The following is a 20865-nucleotide window of genomic DNA, read 5'->3' on the forward strand; positions in this document are numbered from 1 at the left end:
ACATTATTAAAAATAATAATGATTGATAGATTTAGGGATAAATATGCGCAAACTTACTCTCGCCTTTGCGGCGGCTTCTCTTTTGTTCTCGCTGAACAGCGCCGTTGTGGCGCGCGCCTCCACGCCACAGCCGCTGTGGGTGGGCACCAATGTGGCCCAGCTGGCCGAGCAGGCGCCGATCCACTGGGTTTCGGTGGCGCAAATCGAGAACAGCCTGCTGGGGCGGCCGCCGATGGCCGTCGGTTTTGATATCGATGACACCGTCCTCTTCTCCAGTCCGGGCTTCTGGCGCGGGCAAAAAACTTTCTCCCCCGGCAGTGAGGATTACCTGAAAAACCCGCAGTTCTGGGAAAAAATGAACAACGGCTGGGATGAATTCAGCATGCCGAAAGAGGTGGCGCGCCAGCTGATTGCGATGCATGTGAAGCGTGGGGACAGCATTTGGTTCGTCACCGGCCGCAGCCAGACCAAAACAGAAACCGTTTCTAAAACCCTGCAGGATGATTTTCTCATTCCGGCCGCCAATATGAATCCGGTGATTTTCGCCGGTGATAAGCCTGGCCAGAACACCAAGACCCAGTGGCTGCAGGCGAAGCAGATAAAGGTTTTCTACGGCGATTCGGATAACGACATCACCGCTGCCCGTGAGGCCGGCGCCCGTGGGATCCGCGTGCTGCGGGCCGCCAACTCCTCCTATAAGCCGCTGCCGATGGCCGGGGCGCTGGGCGAAGAAGTGATCGTCAATTCCGAATACTGACGATCGCCTGAACGCGATAAACGGCAGCGGTAGCGCTGCCGTTTTTTTATGCAAAATCAGGGGTGGAAGGTTTTACCTTTTCACGTATTGCTGCACACTTAGAAGGATTCATTCGCAAAAGGAGTCGATGATGTGGTATCAGCAAACCCTGACGCTTGGGCCAAAATCCCGCGGTTTTCATCTGGTCACCGATGAGGTCCTCGGTCAGATTCGCGGGCTGTCCGGGGTGAAGGTTGGCCTGCTGCACCTCCTGCTCCAGCATACTTCCGCTTCCCTGACGCTCAACGAAAACTGCGATCCCACCGTCCGCTATGACATGGAGCAGTATTTTCTCAACGCCGTGCCGGACAATGCGCCGTACGAACATGATTATGAAGGTCCTGACGATATGCCTTCGCACATCAAATCATCGATGCTTGGCGTGTCGCTGATGCTGCCGGTCGAGGACGGGCGCGTCAGGCTGGGAACCTGGCAGGGCATCTGGCTGGGGGAGCATCGGATACACGGCGGTTCGCGGCACATCGTTGCGACGCTCATGGGGGAATAAAAGATGACAATTTCGGAGTTATTGCAGTACTGCATGGCGAAACCGGGAGCGGAGCAGAGCGTCCATAGCGACTGGAAAGCCACGCAGATCAAAGTCTCGGACGTGCTGTTTGCCATGGTGAAGGAAGTAGAGGACCAGCGGCCGGCGGTCGCGCTGAAAGCGAGCCCGGAACTGGCGGAGCTGCTGCGAGAGCAGCATCGCGATGTCCGGCCCAGCAAGCATCTCAATAAAGCGCACTGGAGCACCGTCTTTCTGGATGGCTCGCTGCCGGATTCGCAAATCTACTACCTGGTCGATGCATCTTACCAGCAGGCGGTGAAAATGCTGCCGGAGTCGGTCCGGCAGCAGCTATCCCGCTAATTATTTCAGCATCGGCTTCAGGAAGCGCGCGGTGTGCGAGGCTTCGCACTCGGCGACGGTCTCAGGTGTACCGGAGACCAGTATTTCGCCGCCGCCGCTACCGCCTTCCGGACCCAGATCGACAATCCAGTCGGCAGTTTTAATCACATCGAGGTTATGCTCAATCACCACGATGGTATTGCCCTGATCGCGCAGCTGATGCAGCACTTCCAGCAACTGCTGAATATCGGCGAAGTGCAGACCCGTGGTCGGCTCATCGAGGATATACAGCGTCTGGCCGGTACCGCGTTTGGAGAGTTCGCGCGCCAGCTTCACGCGCTGCGCCTCGCCGCCGGACAGCGTCGTCGCCGACTGGCCGAGACGGATATAGGTCAGGCCGACGTCCATCAGGGTTTGCAGCTTACGCGCCAGCGCCGGTACGGCATCAAAGAATTCACGCGCCTCTTCAATGGTCATATCCAGCACTTCGTGGATGGTCTTACCCTTGTACTTAATCTCCAGCGTTTCGCGGTTATAGCGTTTGCCTTTGCACTGGTCGCACGGCACATAGATATCCGGCAGGAAGTGCATCTCAACCTTAATGACGCCATCACCCTGGCAGGCTTCACAGCGCCCGCCGCGAACGTTAAAACTAAAGCGCCCTGGCGTATAGCCGCGTGAACGTGATTCCGGCACCCCGGCGAACAGTTCGCGCACCGGCGTAAACACCCCGGTATAGGTCGCCGGGTTGGAGCGCGGCGTACGGCCGATCGGGCTCTGGTCGATATCGATCACTTTATCGAAGTGCTCCAGCCCCTGGATATCGCGATACGGCGCCGGTTCGGCGATGGTCGCGCCGTTAAGCTGGCGCTGAGCAATCGGGAACAGGGTGTCGTTAATCAGCGTCGATTTACCCGAGCCGGAAACGCCGGTAATGCAGGTAAACAGACCGACCGGCAGGGTCAGCGTCACATCCTTCAGGTTGTTGCCGCGCGCGCCGGTCAGTTTCAGCACTTTTTCCGGATTGGCGGGTACGCGCTGTTTCGGCACTTCGATTTTGCGCTTACCGCTCATGAACTGCCCGGTGAGGGATTCTGGTACCGCCATAATGGCGTCCAGTGGCCCTTCGGCCACCACCTGGCCGCCGTGGACCCCAGCGCCAGGGCCGATATCGATCACATGGTCGGCGGCGCGAATCGCGTCTTCGTCATGCTCAACGACGATCACCGTGTTGCCTAAATTACGCAGATGGATCAGGGTACCCAGCAGGCGTTCGTTATCGCGCTGGTGCAGGCCGATAGAAGGCTCATCCAGCACGTACATCACACCAACCAGCCCGGCGCCAATCTGGCTCGCCAGACGGATACGCTGGGCTTCGCCGCCGGAGAGCGTTTCCGCCGAACGGGAAAGCGTCAGATAGTTCAGACCGACGTTGACAAGGAACTTCAGGCGATCGCCGATCTCTTTCAGCACTTTCTCAGCGATTTGCGCCCGCTGGCCGGAGAGCTTCAGGTTGTTGAAGAAGTCCATCGCGTGGCCGATGCTCATATCGGAAATGGTCGGCAGCGGGGTGTTCTCTACAAACACGTGGCGCGCTTCACGACGCAGCCGCGTGCCGTCACAGCTGGCGCATGGGCGGTTGCTGATGAATTTCGCTAGCTCTTCGCGCACGGCGCTGGATTCCGTCTCTTTGTAACGGCGCTCCATATTGTGCAGCACGCCTTCGAACGGGTGACGACGTACCGAGGTGTCGCCGCGATCGTTCATGTATTTGAATTCAATATTCTCTTTACCGGAACCGTACAGGACCACTTTCTGCACGCTGGCGCTGAGGGTGCCCCACGGCGCTTCGACGTCGAATTTATAGTGCTCCGCCAGCGACTTCAGCATCTGGAAGTAGTAGAAGTTGCGGCGATCCCAGCCGCGGATGGCGCCGCCCGCCAGCGACAGCTCCGGATTCTGCACCACGCGGTCGGGATCGAAATATTGCTGAACACCGAGGCCGTCGCAGGTCGGGCAGGCGCCCGCCGGGTTGTTGAAGGAGAACAGGCGCGGCTCCAGCTCGCGCATGCTATAGCCGCAGATCGGGCAGGCGAAGTTAGCGGAAAACAGCAGTTCTTCCGCTTTTTCATCATCCATATTGGCCACAATGGCGGTACCGCCGGAGAGCTCCAGCGCGGTTTCGAACGACTCGGCCAGGCGCTGCGCCAGATCGTCGCGCACCTTAAAGCGGTCGATGACCACCTCGATGGTGTGCTTCTTCTGCAGCTCCAGCTTCGGCGGATCCGAAAGATCGCAGACTTCGCCGTCGATCCGCGCGCGGATGTAGCCCTGGCTGGCGAGGTTTTCCAGGGTTTTGGTGTGCTCGCCTTTACGCTCTTTAATAATGGGCGCCAGCAGCATCAGGCGCAGGCCTTCCGGCTGCGCGAGGACGTTATCGACCATCTGGCTGACGGTTTGCGCCGCCAGCGGCACGTCGTGATCCGGACAGCGCGGTTCACCGACGCGGGCGTACAGCAGACGCAGGTAGTCGTGAATTTCGGTAATGGTACCCACCGTCGAACGGGGGTTGTGAGAGGTTGATTTCTGTTCGATGGAAATCGCCGGCGACAGCCCTTCGATGTGGTCGACGTCCGGCTTCTCCATCAGCGACAGGAACTGTCGCGCATAGGCGGAGAGCGATTCGACGTAGCGACGCTGGCCTTCGGCATACAGGGTGTCGAAAGCGAGTGAAGATTTGCCAGACCCGGAAAGCCCGGTGACGACAATGAGTTTGTCGCGCGGGATAACGAGGTTGATGTTTTTGAGATTATGGGTGCGGGCGCCCCGAACTTCGATCTTATCCATTCACCTTTCCCGGTAGGTAGATACACGGATTGCCTGGTTTGCTTGGAGGACAAACGGCAGAAACGGCTAATTATGACACAATTTAACCTGAATGAATATACAGTATCGGAATGCAAATTCAGGGGGAGTGTGCAACAATGTCTTGTACGAGTGCTATCTCTGGAATCAGCCTCGCAGCTATCAAAATGCTACGTGGAAATGGTACACTCGCGCGTTTACACTATTAAGAAACGTATTCAGGAGACACGAACATGGCCAGCAGAGGCGTAAACAAGGTGATTCTCGTCGGTAATCTGGGGCAGGACCCGGAAGTACGCTACATGCCAAGTGGCGGCGCTGTCGCCAACTTCACGCTGGCAACTTCCGAATCCTGGCGTGACAAGCAGACCGGCGAAATGAAAGAGCAGACCGAGTGGCACCGCGTTGTGCTGTTCGGCAAACTGGCGGAAGTCGCTGGCGAGTATCTGCGCAAAGGCTCTCAGGTATATATCGAAGGCCAGCTGCGTACCCGCAAGTGGACCGATCAATCCGGTCAGGAGAAATACACCACCGAAGTCGTGGTTAACGTTGGCGGCACCATGCAGATGCTGGGCGGCCGTCAGGGTGGCGGCGCGCCGGCAGGCGGCGGCCAGCAGCAGGGCGGTTGGGGTCAGCCTCAGCAGCCGCAGGGCGGCAACCAGTTCAGCGGCGGCGCACAGTCCCGTCCGCAGCAGCAGGCCCCGGCAGCGCCTTCTTCTAACGAACCGCCGATGGACTTCGACGACGACATCCCGTTTTAAGGCTTGCCTTAAACGCGTTGCCTGCGCCGTAAAATACAAAAAGCCCCGGTTTCGCCGGGGTTTTTTCTTTATCCTTTCAGCATCATCCTTTCAGCATTTTTTCTGCGCCACCGTGTCAGAACCGGTTTTTAACCTGCGGCGACGAGCGTTTCAGGCAGAGGGCGCCTGAGCGGTCTCCGGCGTCGCCACGCTGGGCTGCGGTTTCACTGGCTCTGCTGCTGGCTCCTGTCGCGGCGCGGCCGTCGCTTTCTGTTTGCGGGCCATATCATCGACGATCAGCCGATAGGCGATGTAATACTTATAGATATTACTGACGTAGGTGACCGTCTCGGCGCCAATTTTTTCTGCCGCCAGATTTTCGACATTACCGAACCAGACGTTCGGGTCAAATCCTCGCTGTTTAGTCATGGTGCGCAGGCGAGCGATACGCGCCGGACCCGCGTTATAGGAGGCAAAGGCAAACAGCGCCTTATCGAGCCGGGTCATGGGCTCATCAGCATAGTAGCGATCTATCATCCAGCGCATGTATTTCACGCCTGCATGGATGTTGGGATCCAGCTGTTTAATATCGCCCACTTTCAGCTCTTTTCCGGTGCTGGGCATCACCTGCATTACCCCGACGGCGCCGACGTGGCTTCGCACCGACTGGTTCAGTCGCGATTCCTGGTACCCCTGGGCCGCCATCAGCAGCCAGTCGACATCGTAGCGATCGCCATATTTGCGGAAGACTTCCACCATGGCGAGGAACTTGCGCCGTTCCTTACTCGCGGCGGCATTTTTGACATATTTGGCATTTTTCAGGTAACGCAGCAGGAGGATATTACCCAGCGTGGTGCCCTGACGATTCTTTTTGACGAAGTTGTTTAGCACCGCCAGCAGCTGCGGGCTGTCTTTGCGTACCGCCCAGGCAATATTGCCGCCGTCGCGCAGCACCACGTTGTCATGGACCTGAATTTTCGGAAACACCTGTTTCCAGAAAACGGCTTTGTGTTGATCGACGACGATCAGCGGAATCAGCCCGGCGTTGAGCATTTCCAGCAGATCTTCATCCTCCAGCGCTTCCGGCGCTGCCTCCAGGATAACCGGCGGCCGCGACTCACTGGCAAATCGGGCATTCAGCGCCTGCAGACTCTCGTAATAGCTGGAGGAGCGGCGAACAAAGACGGTTTGGCCGGAGAGCTGCTCCAGGCTGTCGATCTTCGGCGATGCCGGCCCGGAGATCAGTAATTCTTTCACGTTGCTGTAGAGCGGCTGGGCGAAATCGACCTGGGCTTCCCGCGAGGGCGTGATGGTCAGATTGGCAGCCGCAATATCGCCTTTACCTTCATTAAGCGCGATAAAGAGATTATCCCGGCTGACCGGCACAAAAACGATATGCAGCTTCAGGTGGCGCTGTTTGAGCTTTTTATCCTTCGCCAACTGCTTATTCAGATCGTTTTCCAGCGCCATAAAGATATCGTGGGTTGCTCCGCGCTGAGTGCCTTTATCAATAAAAAAGAAGGTTTTGCTGTAGGTGGTTAATACCCGAATGGTGCGCCGCTCGGTCATGCCGGGCAGATCGCCTTTCCATGGCTGCAGCATATCGTCGATGTGGATCGACAGCGTATTGTCTTCGGTTGCGACTGGCGGCGCTTTTTCCGCCTCCGCCGCAAGCAGGATAGGGGCGAATAACAGCGCCGCGAGGCAGGTGAGCCAGGCGATAAACAGGCGTGATAGCAAGTTGGCGTTCATGGAGGAACACTCCGCAGGGGGATGTGGTTATTTTAGCAGAACGGCTGCCGTTAGCCGGGCACGACAAGGGCGTAAAAAACATAACGATGCCGACAAATAGTCTTCTCCCATTTTATCGCTTGCTATTAATGTGCTTTTATCTTTACTTTAACTATGGAGATAATATGGCGGAAATGTGTGTTTTTAATGATAAATAGAAAATGATGATGATATTTTTATTTTATTCTTCTCCATTTGTTTTGTTGTAACTGTTTGATTATTTGTGTTTATTTTATTTTTCCCCGATATTGATTATTATCATCTTGATAATGAATCTCATTTTTATTACCGTAGCACAGCACATTACTCTTATTATTCGCTGTCTGGATTACGCTATCAAAGAATAGCGCGCAGCGCTTTTTCTCTAATGATGAAACAGGGCACTTAATTTTATTATGCCTCATGCTGTTTTCTTATTCCCATGACTATCGGGAAGGGGCTGACCTACGCCAAAATCTGGCGAGGCGCAGAGGCGAGTATTTTATCCCATTGTTTTTTCAATTGGGGAAGGCGTTATGCCCGACAGCAACAGAAAACAGGGCATATTCTATGAAATACACGTCTCACTTCCCGCTGGGGATCGTCATTCCTTTGCTCGCCTGTAGCGTGCCGCTGCAGGCGGCAGAGAATATGACAGAACAATCGACGCGCGATAAGAGCACCCCAACGGCCGAAAACCAGGAGGAAACGATGGTGGTGACCGCTGCCAGGCAGAACCTGCAGGCACCGGGCGTGTCGACCATTACCGCAGAGGAGATTCGCAAACATCCCCCCGCCCGCGATGTATCGGAGTTAATTCGTACGCAACCTGGGGTAAACCTGACCGGCAACTCCACCAGTGGTCAGCGCGGCAACAACCGGCAAATTGATATCCGTGGCATGGGGCCCGAGAATACGCTGGTGCTGGTCGATGGTAAACCGGTGACCAGCCGTAACTCGGTGCGGTATGGCTGGCGCGGCGATCGTGACTCCCGCGGCGATACCAGTTGGGTGCCAGCGGAGATGATCGATCATATCGATGTGATCCGCGGCCCGGCGGCGGCGCGCTATGGTAATGGCGCGATGGGCGGGGTCGTCAACATCGTGACCAAACCGACCACGCCAGAATGGCACGGGTCGTGGAATACCTATATGAATGCTCCGCAGCACCGTAAAGAAGGGGCGACGAAACGTACCAACTTTAGCCTCAATGGTCCACTGTCGGACAGTGTCAGCTTCAATCTCTGGGGTAATCTGAGTAAAACCCAGGCTGATGCTCAGGACATTAACGCCGGGCATGAAGCGGAGCGTACCGGTTCCTACGCCGGTTCTTATCCCGCCGGACGTGAAGGGGTGGTGAACAAAGATATTCACAGTAAGCTACGCTGGGAGTTCGCCCCGATGCAGGCCCTGGAGTTTGAGGCCGGCTACAGCCGCCAGGGCAACCTCTATGCCGGCGACACGCAAAACACCAATACCAGTACGTTGGTGAAGAGTATGTACGGGAAAGAGACCAACCGTCTCTACCGGCAAACTTACGGCGTCACATGGACCGGCGGCTGGGATAATGGCGTGACCAGCAACAGCTATGCCCAGTACGAACACACCCGTAACTCGCGAATGAATGAAGGGCTGGCGGGCGGTACGGAAGGGATCTTCTCCAGTAGCGAGTTTTCAGATATCGATCTGGCCGATGTCCTGCTACATAGCGAAGTGAATATTCCGTTTACGCTGGGGGTCGATCAGAATCTGACGCTGGGCACCGAATGGAATCAGCAGCGGATGAAAGATGGCGTATCGACAACCCAGGCGCTCTCTTACGGGACTATCGACGGTGTGTCGGCTACCGGTCGTAGCCCGTACTCCAGCGCCGAGATCTTCTCGCTGTTTACCGAAGATAATATGGCGCTAACGGACAGTACCATGCTGACACCCGCCCTGCGCTTCGATCACCACAGCATCGTCGGCAATAACTGGAGCCCCTCACTGAACCTCTCCCAGGAGTTGACGGATGACTGGACGCTGAAGCTGGGCATTGCCCGCGCTTACAAGGCACCTAACCTCTACCAGTTGAACCCGAACTATATTCTCTACAGCAACGGTCAAGGCTGTTACGCCAGTAGTTCCGCCTGCTATCTGATGGGGAATAGCGACCTGAAAGCGGAGACCAGCGTTAATAAAGAGATTGGTCTTGAGTACAAGCATGATGGCTATCAGGCGGGAATCACCTGGTTCCGTAACGACTATCACAACAAGATTGAGTCAGGGTACGCGGCGGTGGGCACCGCCAGCAACGGCACCACCAATATCTATCAGTGGGAAAACGTACCAAAGGCGTTAGTGGAAGGCCTGGAAGGAACGCTGAATCTTCCGGTGGGGGAGACGGTTAACTGGAGCAATAACCTGACATGGATGCTGCAGAGCAAGAATAAGACGACCGGCGACCGGCTGTCAGTGATCCCGCAGTTTACCCTGAACTCGACTTTGAGCTGGCAGGTTCGTGAAGATCTCTCCCTGCAGAGCACCTTTACCTGGTATGGTCGACAGAAACCAAAACGCTTTAATTATAAGGGCGAGGCGGTCAGCGGCAGCGAACTAAACGAAGTCAGCCCATACAGCATTGTCGGCCTCAGTGCGACCTGGGATGTGAACAAAAATCTGAGCTTCACCAGCGGGATAGATAACCTGTTTGATATTCGCCACTACCGGGCAGGGAATGCGCAAACGACCGGCAACGCGACGACGGGGGCTTATCTGTATGGCGCGGGTGCGGAGACCTATAACGAGTCGGGGCGGACCTTCTTTATGAGCGTTAATACTCATTTCTGATGATGCTGATGAGGAGTAAACCGGGTGCAGCGCGACCCGGTTTTTTTATTTCAGATGAGAGCGGAGGAGGCGGTTATAAATCGTGACAAAATCTTCACGCCCTCTACATTATTAGCTCAACATATCCTTTTATACTGATTTCCGTCGCGCAAGGTCGTTGATCCCGACCGGGTTCGATAATAGCATCCTGCTATTTCCCTTCTGTAATATCCCCTGTCCCCCTTCCATTCCCAACCGCAGCGATGCGGAGGAGGGGGACCTCCTTATTTTTGCCGCGTGATCTGATAGCGATACTGAGTGGGTGTGAGCGCATAATATTTTTTGAAGGTACGATTAAACGCACTGAGATCGTCATAACCGACCATCATACAAATATCGACGATTCGGTAACCAGGCGTCGTCAGCAATAAACGGCAACACAGCGACATGCGCTGCTGGCGGATATATTCCATGGGCGAACGATCAAAATAATGGCGGAAGAGTCGAAATAAATGCCAGGGGGAATAACCAGAGATATCGCTCAGATCGTCGACGGTCAGTTTCTTATCCAGATTATTATCGATCCACAGGAGCAGGTCGTTTAATACCGATTGCTGGAGCGTTTTGCTACGCATGATTGCGGCTAATCCCATAACGAATGGCTCCTCAGCGAGGAGCCTTGGGGTTTATTGAACAGTGAGTTCGCCGTGGCGAACCTGATAATTTTTTTGATTATCAGGGCCAATATAGTCGCTGGCGGGTTTTGCCAGCTGCAGATGACCAAACGCGGTTGATTGCTCTGCATGATAATTTTCGCCGTCATTCACGTCGCCGTGCCCGTTATAACGGGCAATGGCCGGAAAGGGGTACGCCGGGCGAGTCGCGATAACGGCTGGGGCGGCGTCAGCGTAAGGCTGACTGACTTTCTGCACGCCGTGAAACTGCGTTTGGGCATCTGGTTTTTCTGTCATCGGCGGCAGGCTGGTGGCGGCTGGCGCCCGTTTTCCGGCCATGATCTCTTGCGGCGCGATGCCTTCCTCGGTCCAGCGCATCAGCGGGGTAAGGAGATCAATTTGGTCGTAACCTTCGCCATTACCGCAATGGGCTACCCCAGGCAGCAGGAATAACCGCAGGAAGGTATCCGTTGCGGCATGGCCCATCTCTGCTTCTACGCCGCGGTAATAGGCGATAGAAAAGGCTGGGCTGACGGAGTCATCGGCCAGACCGTGCCACAGGATAAGCTTGCCGCCGCGCTGTTGATAGGCATGAAGATTGGTATTTGCCGCGTTATAGAGCGGTGCCAGTTGAGCGACGGCGTCAAAATTCTGCTGGTTCAGTGGGAAATCCCGCATCGATTGGATCTTCTGTTTTCCTCCCGGCAGGAGCACGGATTGCAGAGCCGGCAGTACCATCATTTCCGACATCGAGTGGCCGGTCGGGGTCTCGGGCACCGGCCAGCGTAGCTCGGAGCCCAGCGGCAGACCGCCAGCGACAAACTGGGCGCCGTGGCTGTCGTAAGCGCCGCGGTAGAGTTTTTTCACCACCTCGATCTCTTCCTGCGTCAGGCAGGTAGAACGGTCCTGAGCATCGGCAGGACAGCGGGGGAGCCATGACTCAGAGAACTGACAGGCATACGGATTTTGCAGGATACCATCCTGCACGCCGGAAAGCGTCGGGCAGTGAGCCAGCACGGCCTGGTGAATCAGAGGAAGGCGATCTTTCAGCAGGATAGCGGTACCGTCCGGACGCTGATTGGCGGCCACATTCCAGCCGTGGAAGAAGGAATTCTGAAACTGGAAAAAGGCCGCAGGCGCGCCAGCGCTGATACCGTCAAAATCTTGCGGAAAGCGCTGTGCTTCCATCAATGCTTCGCGACCGCCGTCTGAGCAGCCCATAAAGTACGCGTACTTTGGTTGCTGGCGGTAAAGCGTCTGAATCACCGCTTTGGTCAGCACGGCGGTCAGGTGGTTGGCGCGCCAGGCAAAATCGATGCGCTTTTGCGGATCCTCAGCCCATGAAGCATCCATCATACTGCCATGGTGCCCCATATCGGTTGCTGCCACCACAAACTCGCCGTTCATTGCCGGCAGGCAGCCGCTGGCATTCGACAGACTCAGGTTAATACTCCCGCACAGTCCGCCGCAGCCGACCTGCAAGAAACGTTGACTCCAGCGTTGGGTCGGCAGGGCAATCTGCACGCCAATCTGGGGGGCGATAGTGGCGCTCACCTTGCACCAGCTTCCCTGCGCGGAGGTCTGCATTTCAGTGTGGTTGATAGTGACCTTTGCGCCAACGGCGGCGCTGAAGTCGGTCGCGCTCAGCGCATCGCATGTTAGCGCGGGGAGAACCATCGGCAGACTGGCGGCAGCCTGCGTGGGTGAAGCGAACGATAACCCAAAGAGGGTGCAGAGGATGACGGGTAAGATCGTCTTGAGTAAGCGTGTCATACGCAGTTCCCTGTTGCTAATGATGGGAGGCGGCAGGATGGCGAAGCCTATGCCTCACCTTCCCTGGCGAGGCGCCACTGCTTGGCTATTGTAGATAACGATAGACTTTCCTTGATGCCTTGATAAGGCGACCCTACTGTATTCTGCTATTTTGAGGAAAATATGGAGATGTTCGTTAACGGCCTTTGGCAGTGTATACGGGGTAGAATGTTGTGATATCAGTTGCATAATTTATTCAATTTCTCTTCATTATATCTGCTGGGTTTCAGGATATTTTTCTCCCTGTTCCTGGTGATCCCAGAGAGCATCATTCCTAACGAGAATTTTCCCCCTTTTCATTAACAAGAAAGGGGGCTTTTTTAATAAAAAAACGTTCAGGTAAATCTAAATATAGCCCTGGTGTTGGCCATTAGAACCACGGCGTTCAGCAAAAGTTCCATCATTAAATATATTTTTAAAGATGATTTAACATCCTTTTTTTCTCCATTTTATCGCCATAATTGCATGTAATTCTGCGCCTCGCTCAGGTTATTTTCTGTCGCACATTTTAGAGATGCATCCTGAACAAATAAGCTCAACGCCAGCAGAATACTGCTATTGCTCATTATCTCGTAGACGACACATTCATGTTAAAAAAGACTCATATCATCAGCGGATTATTGATCGCCCCTTTAACGTTATATGCCGCAACATCATATCAAGTTGATGATATCCGTTTTGAAGGGCTACAGCGCGTGACCGTCGGGGCGGCGCTATTAAGTATGCCATTGCACGCGGGAGATGCGGTGACGCCAGAAGATGTCAGCGAGGCTGTGCGCGCGCTGTATGCGAGCGGCAATTTCGAGAATGTGCAGATCCTGCGCGATGGGAAAACGCTGGTGGTGCAGGTTAAGGAACGGCCCACTATTGCCAGCGTCAGTTTTTCTGGGAATAAGTCAGTGAAGGATGATGCGCTAAAGGAAAATCTCACCGCGTCCGGTATTTCTGCAGGTAGCGCACTGGACAGAAATTCGCTTAGCGAAATAGAAAAAGGGTTACAGGATTTCTATTACAGTGCGGGGAAATACAGTGCGCAGGTTCACGCGGTGGTGACCCCGTTACCGCGTAATCGCGTTGACTTAACGTTCGTCTTTCAGGAAGGCATCTCGGCGAAAATCGCACAAATAAACATTATCGGTAATCAGGCGTTTCGGGAAGAGACGCTCCTGGACCAGCTTCAGCTACGCGATAATGTGCCGTGGTGGAACGTGGTAGCCGATAAAAAATACCAGAAGCAGAAGCTGGAAGCCGATCTGGAAACGCTGCGCAGTTTTTATCTCGATCGCGGCTATGCGCGCTTTGCTATCGAGTCCACGCAGGTCAGTATGACGCCAGATAAAAAATCCCTGTATATCACTATCGCCCTCAATGAAGGCGAACGTTATCGGGTCGACCGAACTCAGGTGACAGGCGACCTGGCGCAGCATGGCCCAGAGATCGAGGCCCTTGCCCAGCCGCTGGCGGGGGCATGGTACAGCGGGGCGCAAGTCACCACAGTTGAAAATGAGATCAAAAAGCGTTTCGGTAAGTATGGTTATGCCTGGCCGCAGGTGACGACCACGCCGGAAATCGATGATGCGCATCACCGCGTGGCGCTGCATATTCAGGTCAACGCGGGCCGCCGCTACTCGGTACGCCAGATCCGATTTTCCGGTAACGACACCTCCCGGGACGCGGTGCTGCGTCGTGAAATGCGCCAAATGGAAGGGGCGTGGCTCAACAACGAAAAAGTCGAACAAGGGAAAGTACGTCTTGACCGAACGGGTTTTTTTGAGAACGTTGAACAGCAGATCGTTCCGGTCAGTGGGACGGCAGATCAGGTCGATGTGGTCTACAAGGTGAAGGAGCGCAACACCGGCTCATTTAACGTGGGCCTGGGATTTGGTACGGACAGCGGCGTGAGCTATCAGCTTGGCGTGACTCAGGATAACTGGCTGGGAACGGGTAATAGCGTTAGCTTCAACGGGACGCGCAACAGCTACCAGTCTTATCTTGAACTGGGGGCGACGAACCCGTGGTTTACCGTCGATGGCATCAGCCTGGGCGGAAAGATTTTTTATAACAGCTATGATGCTTCCGATGCGGATGCCGGGAGCTATAACCAGCAGAGCTATGGCTTAGGCAGTACGCTGGGGTTTCCCATTAGCGAAAATAACTCCCTGAACCTGGGACTGGATTATGTTCATAATCGCCTGACCAATATGGATCCGGAGCTGACGACCTGGCGCTACCTCAGCTCCCGGGGAATCGAGCCCAGCGTGGTGACGAAAGATGGCGACAGCGGCGCGAAATATAGCGCCAACGACTATTTTGTGAGTCTTGGATGGGGATATAACGATCTCGATCGCGGCTTCTTCCCGCGTGCGGGAAACAAGAGCAGTCTTAGCGGTAAAGTGACCCTCCCCGGTTCGGATAATAGCTACTACAAGCTCTCATTTGACACCGCCCAGTATCTGCCGCTGAGCGAGAATAAGCGCTGGGTCTGGATGGAACGTTTGCGTGCAGGCTATGCCGGTGGGTTAGACGGCAAAAGTGTACCGTTCTACGATAACTTTTACGCCGGCGGCTCGTCGTCAGTGCGCGGCTTCTCTTCTAACACCATTGGGCCTAAAGCGGCCTATTACCGCTGCAATGGTAGCGAAAGCAGCTATAGCGCCTGCCCGCTGGACGCCTCATCTGATGCGGTCGGCGGGAATGCCATGGCGGTGCTGAACAGCGAATTTATCATTCCAACCCCCTTTGTGAATGATAAGTACGCCGATAGCCTGCGAACCTCGCTGTTTGTTGATGCCGGGACGGTCTGGAGCACATCCTGGCAGAACACCGCGCAGACGCTGGCGGCAGGGATCCCTGATTACGGCGATCCGGGTCATATTCGTCTCTCCGCGGGGATTGCCGTGCAGTGGATGTCTCCCCTCGGTCCACTGGTCTTCTCCTGGGCAGAGCCGTTTAAAAAGTATGATGGCGATAAAGCAGAACAGTTTCAGTTTAATATTGGCAAAACCTGGTAAAAACGCAGGCAGGTCCAACGGGCCTGCCTGCCGTGTGGATCAGGGTTGCACCACTTTCCAGATGGTATATTTCTCTTCTCCCGGTTTAACCGCCTGAGCGAAGTGTTGGTTTAAATGGCTGGCGGTGAACATTACCGCGCCATCCGGGCCGATAGTCGGCGTATCGGGCCAGTACACGCGGTCGTCAGCGGCAAGCAGGGTGAACCGCCCGCTCTGCGGGCGATAACGGACAATACCGTTATGGGTCACATCGGTGATATAGAGTGCGCCATGCTTATCGACCACGATCCCATCGCTATTCCCGCCGACCTCACCCGCGGTACGGATGGCCGCGGCGAGCTGGCGTTCGTTCATCGCGGGATCGCGCAGCGCGGCGGTGGCGATGGTCCGCGCCGTGGTACCGGTGGTGACCGTCCAGTAGAGGGTTTCCTGGTCCGGTGACAGCGCAATACCATTGATACCAAGCATAATGGGGTTGCCCGGCCAGACCGTTTCCCCATGTGAAACCACCTGCAGACCGGCAACCGGCATCAACGCCGGGTGCTGGTTCAGTACCCGGCGGACCGTCCCACGGTTAGCATCCGCGACGATCAGTCCGGCCTGATTGTCCGGCGCGCTGCGCAGGCCGCTGTCGGCGATATACGCCACCCGGCGCGCCTCATCGACCACAATATCGTTGAGGAAGCTTCCTTCCCGGTCGGCGACGCTGTCGAGCGGAATACGCTGCACCAGATGACCGTCGCTGAGCGCATAGATCATGATTTTTTGCGCCCCCGGCGGCGCCGTCTTTTCCCCTGCGACAAAGCCCTGATCTAACGCCCATAGCCAGCCGTTGCGGTTATCGACGTAAAAGCCCAGCACATTGCGCAGGTGCGTGCGGGGATCGGCGCTGATGCTGTTGGCCGCGGTGGACGGAAAGGCGGTGAGTCGTGCCGGGCCGCTCAGGGACTTGGTATCGAGCAGGCTGAGCGTGGCGGGCGCCTGGGTCGAAATCAGACGTGGGGTGCTAACAAATGCCCGACCGGCGGCGTCAAAGTGCAATCCTGCGATGGGCGCATTGACGGAATGCGCATCGACGCGCTGCTGCCAGGTGACCCCGGTATAACTGCGCCATAGCGCCAGATGGGCAGGGGCGTCAGGCCCGGCCGCCAGTGCGGTCTGCCCCAGGGACAGCAGGCCGAGAACGAAGAGTGAAAAACGATGCATCATGGTCTCCAGAAAGCAGTAAAAAAGAGGGGCAGATGGCCCGGTTAAGCCTCGGTAAACGATTTTATTAAATCCCTTCGGGAAGATAAGATGCCTGGAATGACAATCATTTGTTCTCTGGAGAACCAAATGGCCCGGCGGTTTGATTATCTTGCGGATGTAGAAGTCTTTCTGGCGGTGGCCGAGCGCGGGTCGTTTACCGCCGGCGCGGTGGCGCTGTCGTCGACGCCGTCGGTGTTAAGCCGGGCCGTCACCCGTCTTGAAACGCGTCTGGGGTGCCAGCTGCTGCGCCGCTCCACCCGTCGGATCAGCCTGACCGAGGCCGGAAGCGCCTATCTGAGTCAGGTCCGCCAGGCGTTTGAGGTGCTGGATAATGCCGAACGGGAGACGCAGGGGCAAAAAGGGGCGTTATCCGGGCGCGTTAAATTGAGCGCCCCCACCACCTGGGGACACTATCGTTTGCCCGCCCGGCTGGCGTTGTACCGTCAGTTGCACCCCGACGTACAGATTGAGCTGAATATTACCAACCGTAATGTCGATATTATCGCTGAGGGCTTCGATCTGGTGGTGCGCCAGGGACATTTACCCGACAGCGGCCTGGTGGCAAAAAAGCTGGAAGATGCGGCGCTATGTCTGGTGGCCTCGCCGGCCTATTTACGCTCGACAGCGAGACCGCTGAGTAAAATAGCCGATTTGCGCCATCATTCATGCCTGACATTTATTATGCCGGCAACGGGAAAAGTCGCCGAATGGGTATTTCGTGAGGATGGCCGGGATATCAGCTGGCTGCCGACGTCATCTCTGCATGTCTCCGATGATGTGCTCGGGGTGGTCTCGCTGGCCCTGCAGGGGGCGGGGATCTGTCAGAGCTATGCGTTTATTGTGCAGGAGGCGATCGCGCGCGGGGAGCTGGTTCCTGTTCTTCCGGCGTTCGCCGGACGTTCACGGCCTTTCTCGGTGCTTTACCCGCCGCATAAAAGCCAGTCAGCCGCTGCCCGGGCATTAATTACCCTGCTGACCATGCCAGCCGAGGCGCTGGCGACGCTGTGTGCGACATTACCTGATACCCATGGCTGAGGGCTCATCCACAAGGACTAAGACGTTTTGTCAATTATGTTTATATTATCTTATTTTTTATTATATTTTCTTTTCTGTGGTTAATTTATTTCTTTTTTTATAGAGGTTAACCATTAATCTCTTGATGAAAAATTAAGGTTACCGATAATGGGTTATGTTGTTAGGAATTGTCTTAAGTCACATAATTGTCAGGTGTGCTTGCAGTTTATAATGATGGATGCTATCACTATATAAGGTAATAATTTGTAGCATCTGTTATAAGGAAGGAATATGAAATGGACTATTCTTAATACTCTCATCTGCCCGCAATCCGGCATCGCCTTTTCGGCAATATCCAGCCTGCGTTTCTTAAAATTTATTATGTGGTACGAGGCCGATGTGATACTGCTGCCCGGCGAGTCGATGAAGCTCTATTCCTCGAGAGTTTTAATTAATGACCAGTATCATTCATTAAAAATCTACAATATTACGGTGTACGACGAGGCGCAGTGGGAGAAATTACGCGAACGGCCATCTTGCCCGTATCAGGCTGGCGGCAAGCAGTCTGACTCCTGTTTTTTCCAGTCCTTTTGCGCGATTAAGCGCTGCCCGAATAATATTCCGCGCGGTGAACCCTGGCGTTAGCCCGAGAAAGCCGCCGGTCGGCTACCGGCGGCGCGATGTTATTTGACCAGCAGGGCGGCCATTCGTGGCTGGACGCTTGCGCAGCCGGCGAGGACGAGGTTGCCTTGCCGCAGCCCTTCATTGGCGAGAAATGCATTGCACGTTCCGCCCGCCTCCTCAATCAACAGCATACCCGCCAGCGCGTCCCAGCTGTTCATATGCGCTTCAAAATAGCCATGGATCTGACCGGCAGCGACATGCGCCAGCATCAGGGCGCCTGCGCCAAAACGGCGATACTCCAGGCCGGCGTCGAGCAGCGTGTCGATGGCCCGGGCATAGTCGCTGGCCGGGGCGCGGCTGGAGCGCCCCATGCCGATCACCACCGCGTCGGGATCCGGTTCACGCAGCGTCAGGCGACGACCGTTGAGAAACGCCCCTTCGCCGCGGCCGGCGAAGAAAAACTCATTGCGATCGGGGGCGTAGATGATGCCGAGCGAGAGTTCGCCCTGGCACACTCTCGCCAGTGAGATGCACCAATAATCCATACCAAGGATAAAGTTGGTGGTGCCATCCACGGGGTCAAGCACCCAGACGGTGTGCTCATCGCCTTCGAAACCGCTCTCTTCACCGAGGAAACCCTCCTGCGGAAAGTGCGCCTTCAGCCACCCTTTAATCTCCTGTTCTACCGCGAGATCTGCTTGCGAAACAAAGTCCTGGCGCGATTTTTTATCGACCTGCAATCCCGCATCGCGCAGCGCCTGGGCGTGGGCGCCTGCCTGGCGAATCAAGGCGCATAATGACTCTCGTTGTGCTTCCGTCATGGTCTTGCTCTCAGATAATAAAGGGCGACGTGCGCCGGTGAATTAATGTCACCTCCACCCAGGTGGTGCGTGAAGGTTGTAAAGGGTCGACGGTGCGCTCCTGCAGCCGGGCGAGCGCCTGGCGGGAGATCGCCGCCACATCCTGATGTAGCGTGGTGAGCTGGTAGCTATATTGCGCGGTCGGCGGCGTGTTATCAAAACCAATCAACTGATAATCCTCAGGCGCCTGTTTGCCGCGCTGGCGCATTCCATCGAGAAAGCCGCAGGCAATCTGGGCGTTAGCGCAGAAGATCCCCTCCAGCGCCTCGTCGGCGAGCGCAGCGGCCTGAAACCCGCCCGTATAGCCCTCTTCCGGGCAGGCGAGGATCGCCAGATTGCGTTCGACGTCCACTCCGCGCGCCTGCAGTGCCCGGCTGAATGCTTCCCCACGCATGCGCCCGGCCCAGGTGGAAGGTGAGTGGTTGAGCCAGCCAAACCGCCGGCAGCCGCTGCGCAGCAGCTGGTCGGCCGCCAGTTCGGCGCCGGCGATGTTGTCAGAGCAGACATAATCCACCCCGGGGATCGTCGGCTGGCGGTTTATGCCCACTACCGGGATATGCTGCTGGACGCACTCGTTCACCAACGCCTCCGGCGGCTGGCCGGAGGTGACGATAACGCCGGAGACGCGAAACTGCGTGAAACGGCGCAGGGTGTGCGCCAGGTCCTGCTCGCTGTGGATCTCGCTCACCAGCGCCTGAAAGCCCTGGCGCTGGATCTCGTTGAGCAGGGCATCAAGCAGGGCGCTGCGAAAAGGATCGCTGATGCGTGAGACGATCACGCCGATTAAGTGGCTGCGCTGGCGATTGAGCCCCTGGGCAAGAAAGTTAACCTGGTACCCCAGCTCTTCGGCGGCGCGCAGCACCCGCGCCCGGGCGTCGGGAGAGATGCTGCCGTTGCTGCTCAGCGCGCGTGACACCACCGCCCGCGAGACGCCGGCCAGTCTGGCCACATCCTGGGCGGTGACGCTGGGTTTACGTGGGCTCATAGGGCATGCGCCTCATCGGCGAATGCGGGACGCGGCAGCGTAAAGTGGTCCCCATCCTGCGACACGAATAATCCCTGCCACGGCTGACAGGCTTGCTTCAGCGCCGACAGGGCGGCGTCCTCGCAGTGATAGAGCCCCAGCGCCGGGAGCTGCAGCGTTCTGAACAGCATCAGGCAGGAGGGGTAATCGCCATGAGAAGCATCGTCGTCAAGGGCCGCCACTGAGGCACACTCCTGAAACGCCAGCCCGGCGCCGGCCATCAGGGCTATCGAGTCGGCGGTTGGCCGGCCATCGCCGCTGTAAAACAGCGTCTGCCCGGCAATGGTGATGCGGATGGCGCGATTACTCAGCTCATGCTGGGTGGTGGCGGTGCGGATCTGCCAGTCCTGCCACGTCCAGGCTTCGCGGCATTCCTGCCAGTCGATGGTGAAACCAGGATCCGCCTGAGGCCAGTTCGCCAGCGCGGTCAGCTGCATGAGCACCGGCTGCTGCGCTGGCTGGCAGTAGATAATCAGCGGCTTCTGACGGGAGCCACTTTTCCAGTAATTCAGCAGCGCCGTCAGACCGGTACAGTGATCCGGATGGACGTGGGTGAAGTAGATTGCGTCAATATCATTGACCCCACCGCCGCGCTGCCAGAGTGCGCGGGGAACGGTGGGGCCGCAGTCGATTAACCACTGTTTGTTGTCCGCGTCGATCACCCGCAGCGCGGAGGTATTTTGCGTGCAGGAAAAGGCGCTCCCGCAGCCAAGCACATCTATTTTCATTGACCCTCGCCAAAATTTTTTGCCGCTTAATTAAATTGTCATAA

16 protein-coding genes are annotated in these 20865 nt (G+C 56.3%); 8 read left to right on the forward strand and 8 right to left on the reverse strand.

The window, feature by feature from the left end:
• Positions 1-43 precede the first annotated feature (43 nt).
• The 3 genes from aphA to SPE70_RS01240 all read left to right on the forward strand — a co-directional run bounded on the left by aphA (position 44) and on the right by SPE70_RS01240 (position 1664).
• Positions 44-757: an acid phosphatase AphA gene (gene aphA / locus SPE70_RS01230; RefSeq protein WP_023323467.1), complete on the forward strand. Its 714-nt coding sequence runs from the start codon at positions 44-46 to the stop codon at positions 755-757.
• A gap of 130 nt (positions 758-887) precedes the next feature.
• Positions 888-1304 carry a secondary thiamine-phosphate synthase enzyme YjbQ gene (locus SPE70_RS01235; protein ID WP_008807295.1) on the forward strand — a complete coding sequence of 139 codons (417 nt, stop codon included), beginning with the start codon at positions 888-890 and terminating at the stop codon, positions 1302-1304.
• Positions 1305-1307: 3 nt separating this feature from the next.
• Entirely contained in the window at positions 1308-1664 is a 357-nt protein-coding gene (locus SPE70_RS01240; protein WP_008807294.1) for an MmcQ/YjbR family DNA-binding protein, read from the forward strand.
• Here SPE70_RS01240 and uvrA read toward each other — a convergent pair whose 3' ends face one another.
• On the reverse strand, positions 1665-4490 hold the full coding sequence (uvrA, locus tag SPE70_RS01245; protein ID WP_008807293.1) for an excinuclease ABC subunit UvrA: 2826 nt from the start codon (positions 4488-4490) through the stop codon (positions 1665-1667).
• Positions 4491-4741: 251 nt separating this feature from the next.
• Between uvrA and ssb1 the strand changes: the two genes are divergently transcribed.
• Entirely contained in the window at positions 4742-5269 is a 528-nt protein-coding gene (gene ssb1 / locus SPE70_RS01250; protein WP_008807292.1) for a single-stranded DNA-binding protein SSB1, read from the forward strand.
• 150 nt (positions 5270-5419) lie between these two features.
• Here the strand turns inward: ssb1 and SPE70_RS01255 are convergent, their stop codons facing one another.
• Positions 5420-7000, reverse strand: a complete 1581-nt coding sequence (locus SPE70_RS01255; RefSeq protein ID WP_064170549.1) for an MltF family protein — start codon at positions 6998-7000, stop codon at positions 5420-5422.
• A 588-nt stretch (positions 7001-7588) separates the two neighbouring features.
• Between SPE70_RS01255 and SPE70_RS01260 the strand changes: the two genes are divergently transcribed.
• Positions 7589-9847 carry a TonB-dependent siderophore receptor gene (locus tag SPE70_RS01260; RefSeq protein WP_008807289.1) on the forward strand — a complete coding sequence of 753 codons (2259 nt, stop codon included), beginning with the start codon at positions 7589-7591 and terminating at the stop codon, positions 9845-9847.
• A gap of 263 nt (positions 9848-10110) precedes the next feature.
• Here SPE70_RS01260 and SPE70_RS01265 read toward each other — a convergent pair whose 3' ends face one another.
• Positions 10111-10479 carry a helix-turn-helix transcriptional regulator gene (locus SPE70_RS01265; RefSeq protein WP_008807288.1) on the reverse strand — a complete coding sequence of 123 codons (369 nt, stop codon included), beginning with the start codon at positions 10477-10479 and terminating at the stop codon, positions 10111-10113.
• Between the two features lie 33 nt (positions 10480-10512).
• The gene (locus tag SPE70_RS01270) at positions 10513-12273 is read right to left on the reverse strand and encodes a tannase/feruloyl esterase family alpha/beta hydrolase (protein WP_022065216.1); all 1761 of its coding nucleotides are present in this window, start codon (positions 12271-12273) and stop codon (positions 10513-10515) included.
• A gap of 626 nt (positions 12274-12899) precedes the next feature.
• Here SPE70_RS01270 and bamA point away from each other — a divergent pair.
• Positions 12900-15323 (forward strand): outer membrane protein assembly factor BamA, encoded by a 2424-nt coding sequence (gene bamA, locus SPE70_RS01275; RefSeq protein ID WP_012969159.1) that lies wholly within the window; start codon positions 12900-12902, stop codon positions 15321-15323.
• A gap of 39 nt (positions 15324-15362) precedes the next feature.
• On the opposite strand, the gene SPE70_RS01280 is transcribed toward bamA, so the two are convergent.
• Entirely contained in the window at positions 15363-16529 is a 1167-nt protein-coding gene (locus SPE70_RS01280; protein ID WP_023323470.1) for an L-dopachrome tautomerase-related protein, read from the reverse strand.
• A 129-nt stretch (positions 16530-16658) separates the two neighbouring features.
• Between SPE70_RS01280 and SPE70_RS01285 the strand changes: the two genes are divergently transcribed.
• Both SPE70_RS01285 and SPE70_RS01290 read left to right on the forward strand, forming a co-directional pair.
• On the forward strand, positions 16659-17606 hold the full coding sequence (locus tag SPE70_RS01285) for a LysR family transcriptional regulator (protein ID WP_022065214.1): 948 nt from the start codon (positions 16659-16661) through the stop codon (positions 17604-17606).
• 270 nt (positions 17607-17876) lie between these two features.
• The gene (locus SPE70_RS01290; protein ID WP_008807283.1) at positions 17877-18230 is read left to right on the forward strand and encodes an anti-adapter protein IraM; all 354 of its coding nucleotides are present in this window, start codon (positions 17877-17879) and stop codon (positions 18228-18230) included.
• A 38-nt stretch (positions 18231-18268) separates the two neighbouring features.
• Here SPE70_RS01290 and SPE70_RS01295 read toward each other — a convergent pair whose 3' ends face one another.
• The 3 genes from SPE70_RS01295 to SPE70_RS01305 are packed head-to-tail and all read right to left on the reverse strand — an operon-like array spanning position 18269 to position 20821.
• Entirely contained in the window at positions 18269-19030 is a 762-nt protein-coding gene (locus SPE70_RS01295) for an inositol monophosphatase family protein (RefSeq protein WP_012969157.1), read from the reverse strand.
• 10 nt (positions 19031-19040) lie between these two features.
• A complete protein-coding gene (locus SPE70_RS01300) occupies positions 19041-20054 on the reverse strand; it encodes a LacI family DNA-binding transcriptional regulator (protein ID WP_016160112.1) in 1014 nt (337 codons plus the stop codon).
• Positions 20051-20821: an MBL fold metallo-hydrolase gene (locus SPE70_RS01305; RefSeq protein WP_064170547.1), complete on the reverse strand. Its 771-nt coding sequence runs from the start codon at positions 20819-20821 to the stop codon at positions 20051-20053. The genes SPE70_RS01300 and SPE70_RS01305 overlap by 4 nt, the downstream gene beginning before the upstream one ends.
• Positions 20822-20865: the final 44 nt, after the last annotated feature.

The organism is Klebsiella sp. ZJOU C1 (genome assembly GCF_035620215.1).
Taxonomy (GTDB): domain Bacteria; phylum Pseudomonadota; class Gammaproteobacteria; order Enterobacterales; family Enterobacteriaceae; genus Klebsiella; species Klebsiella variicola.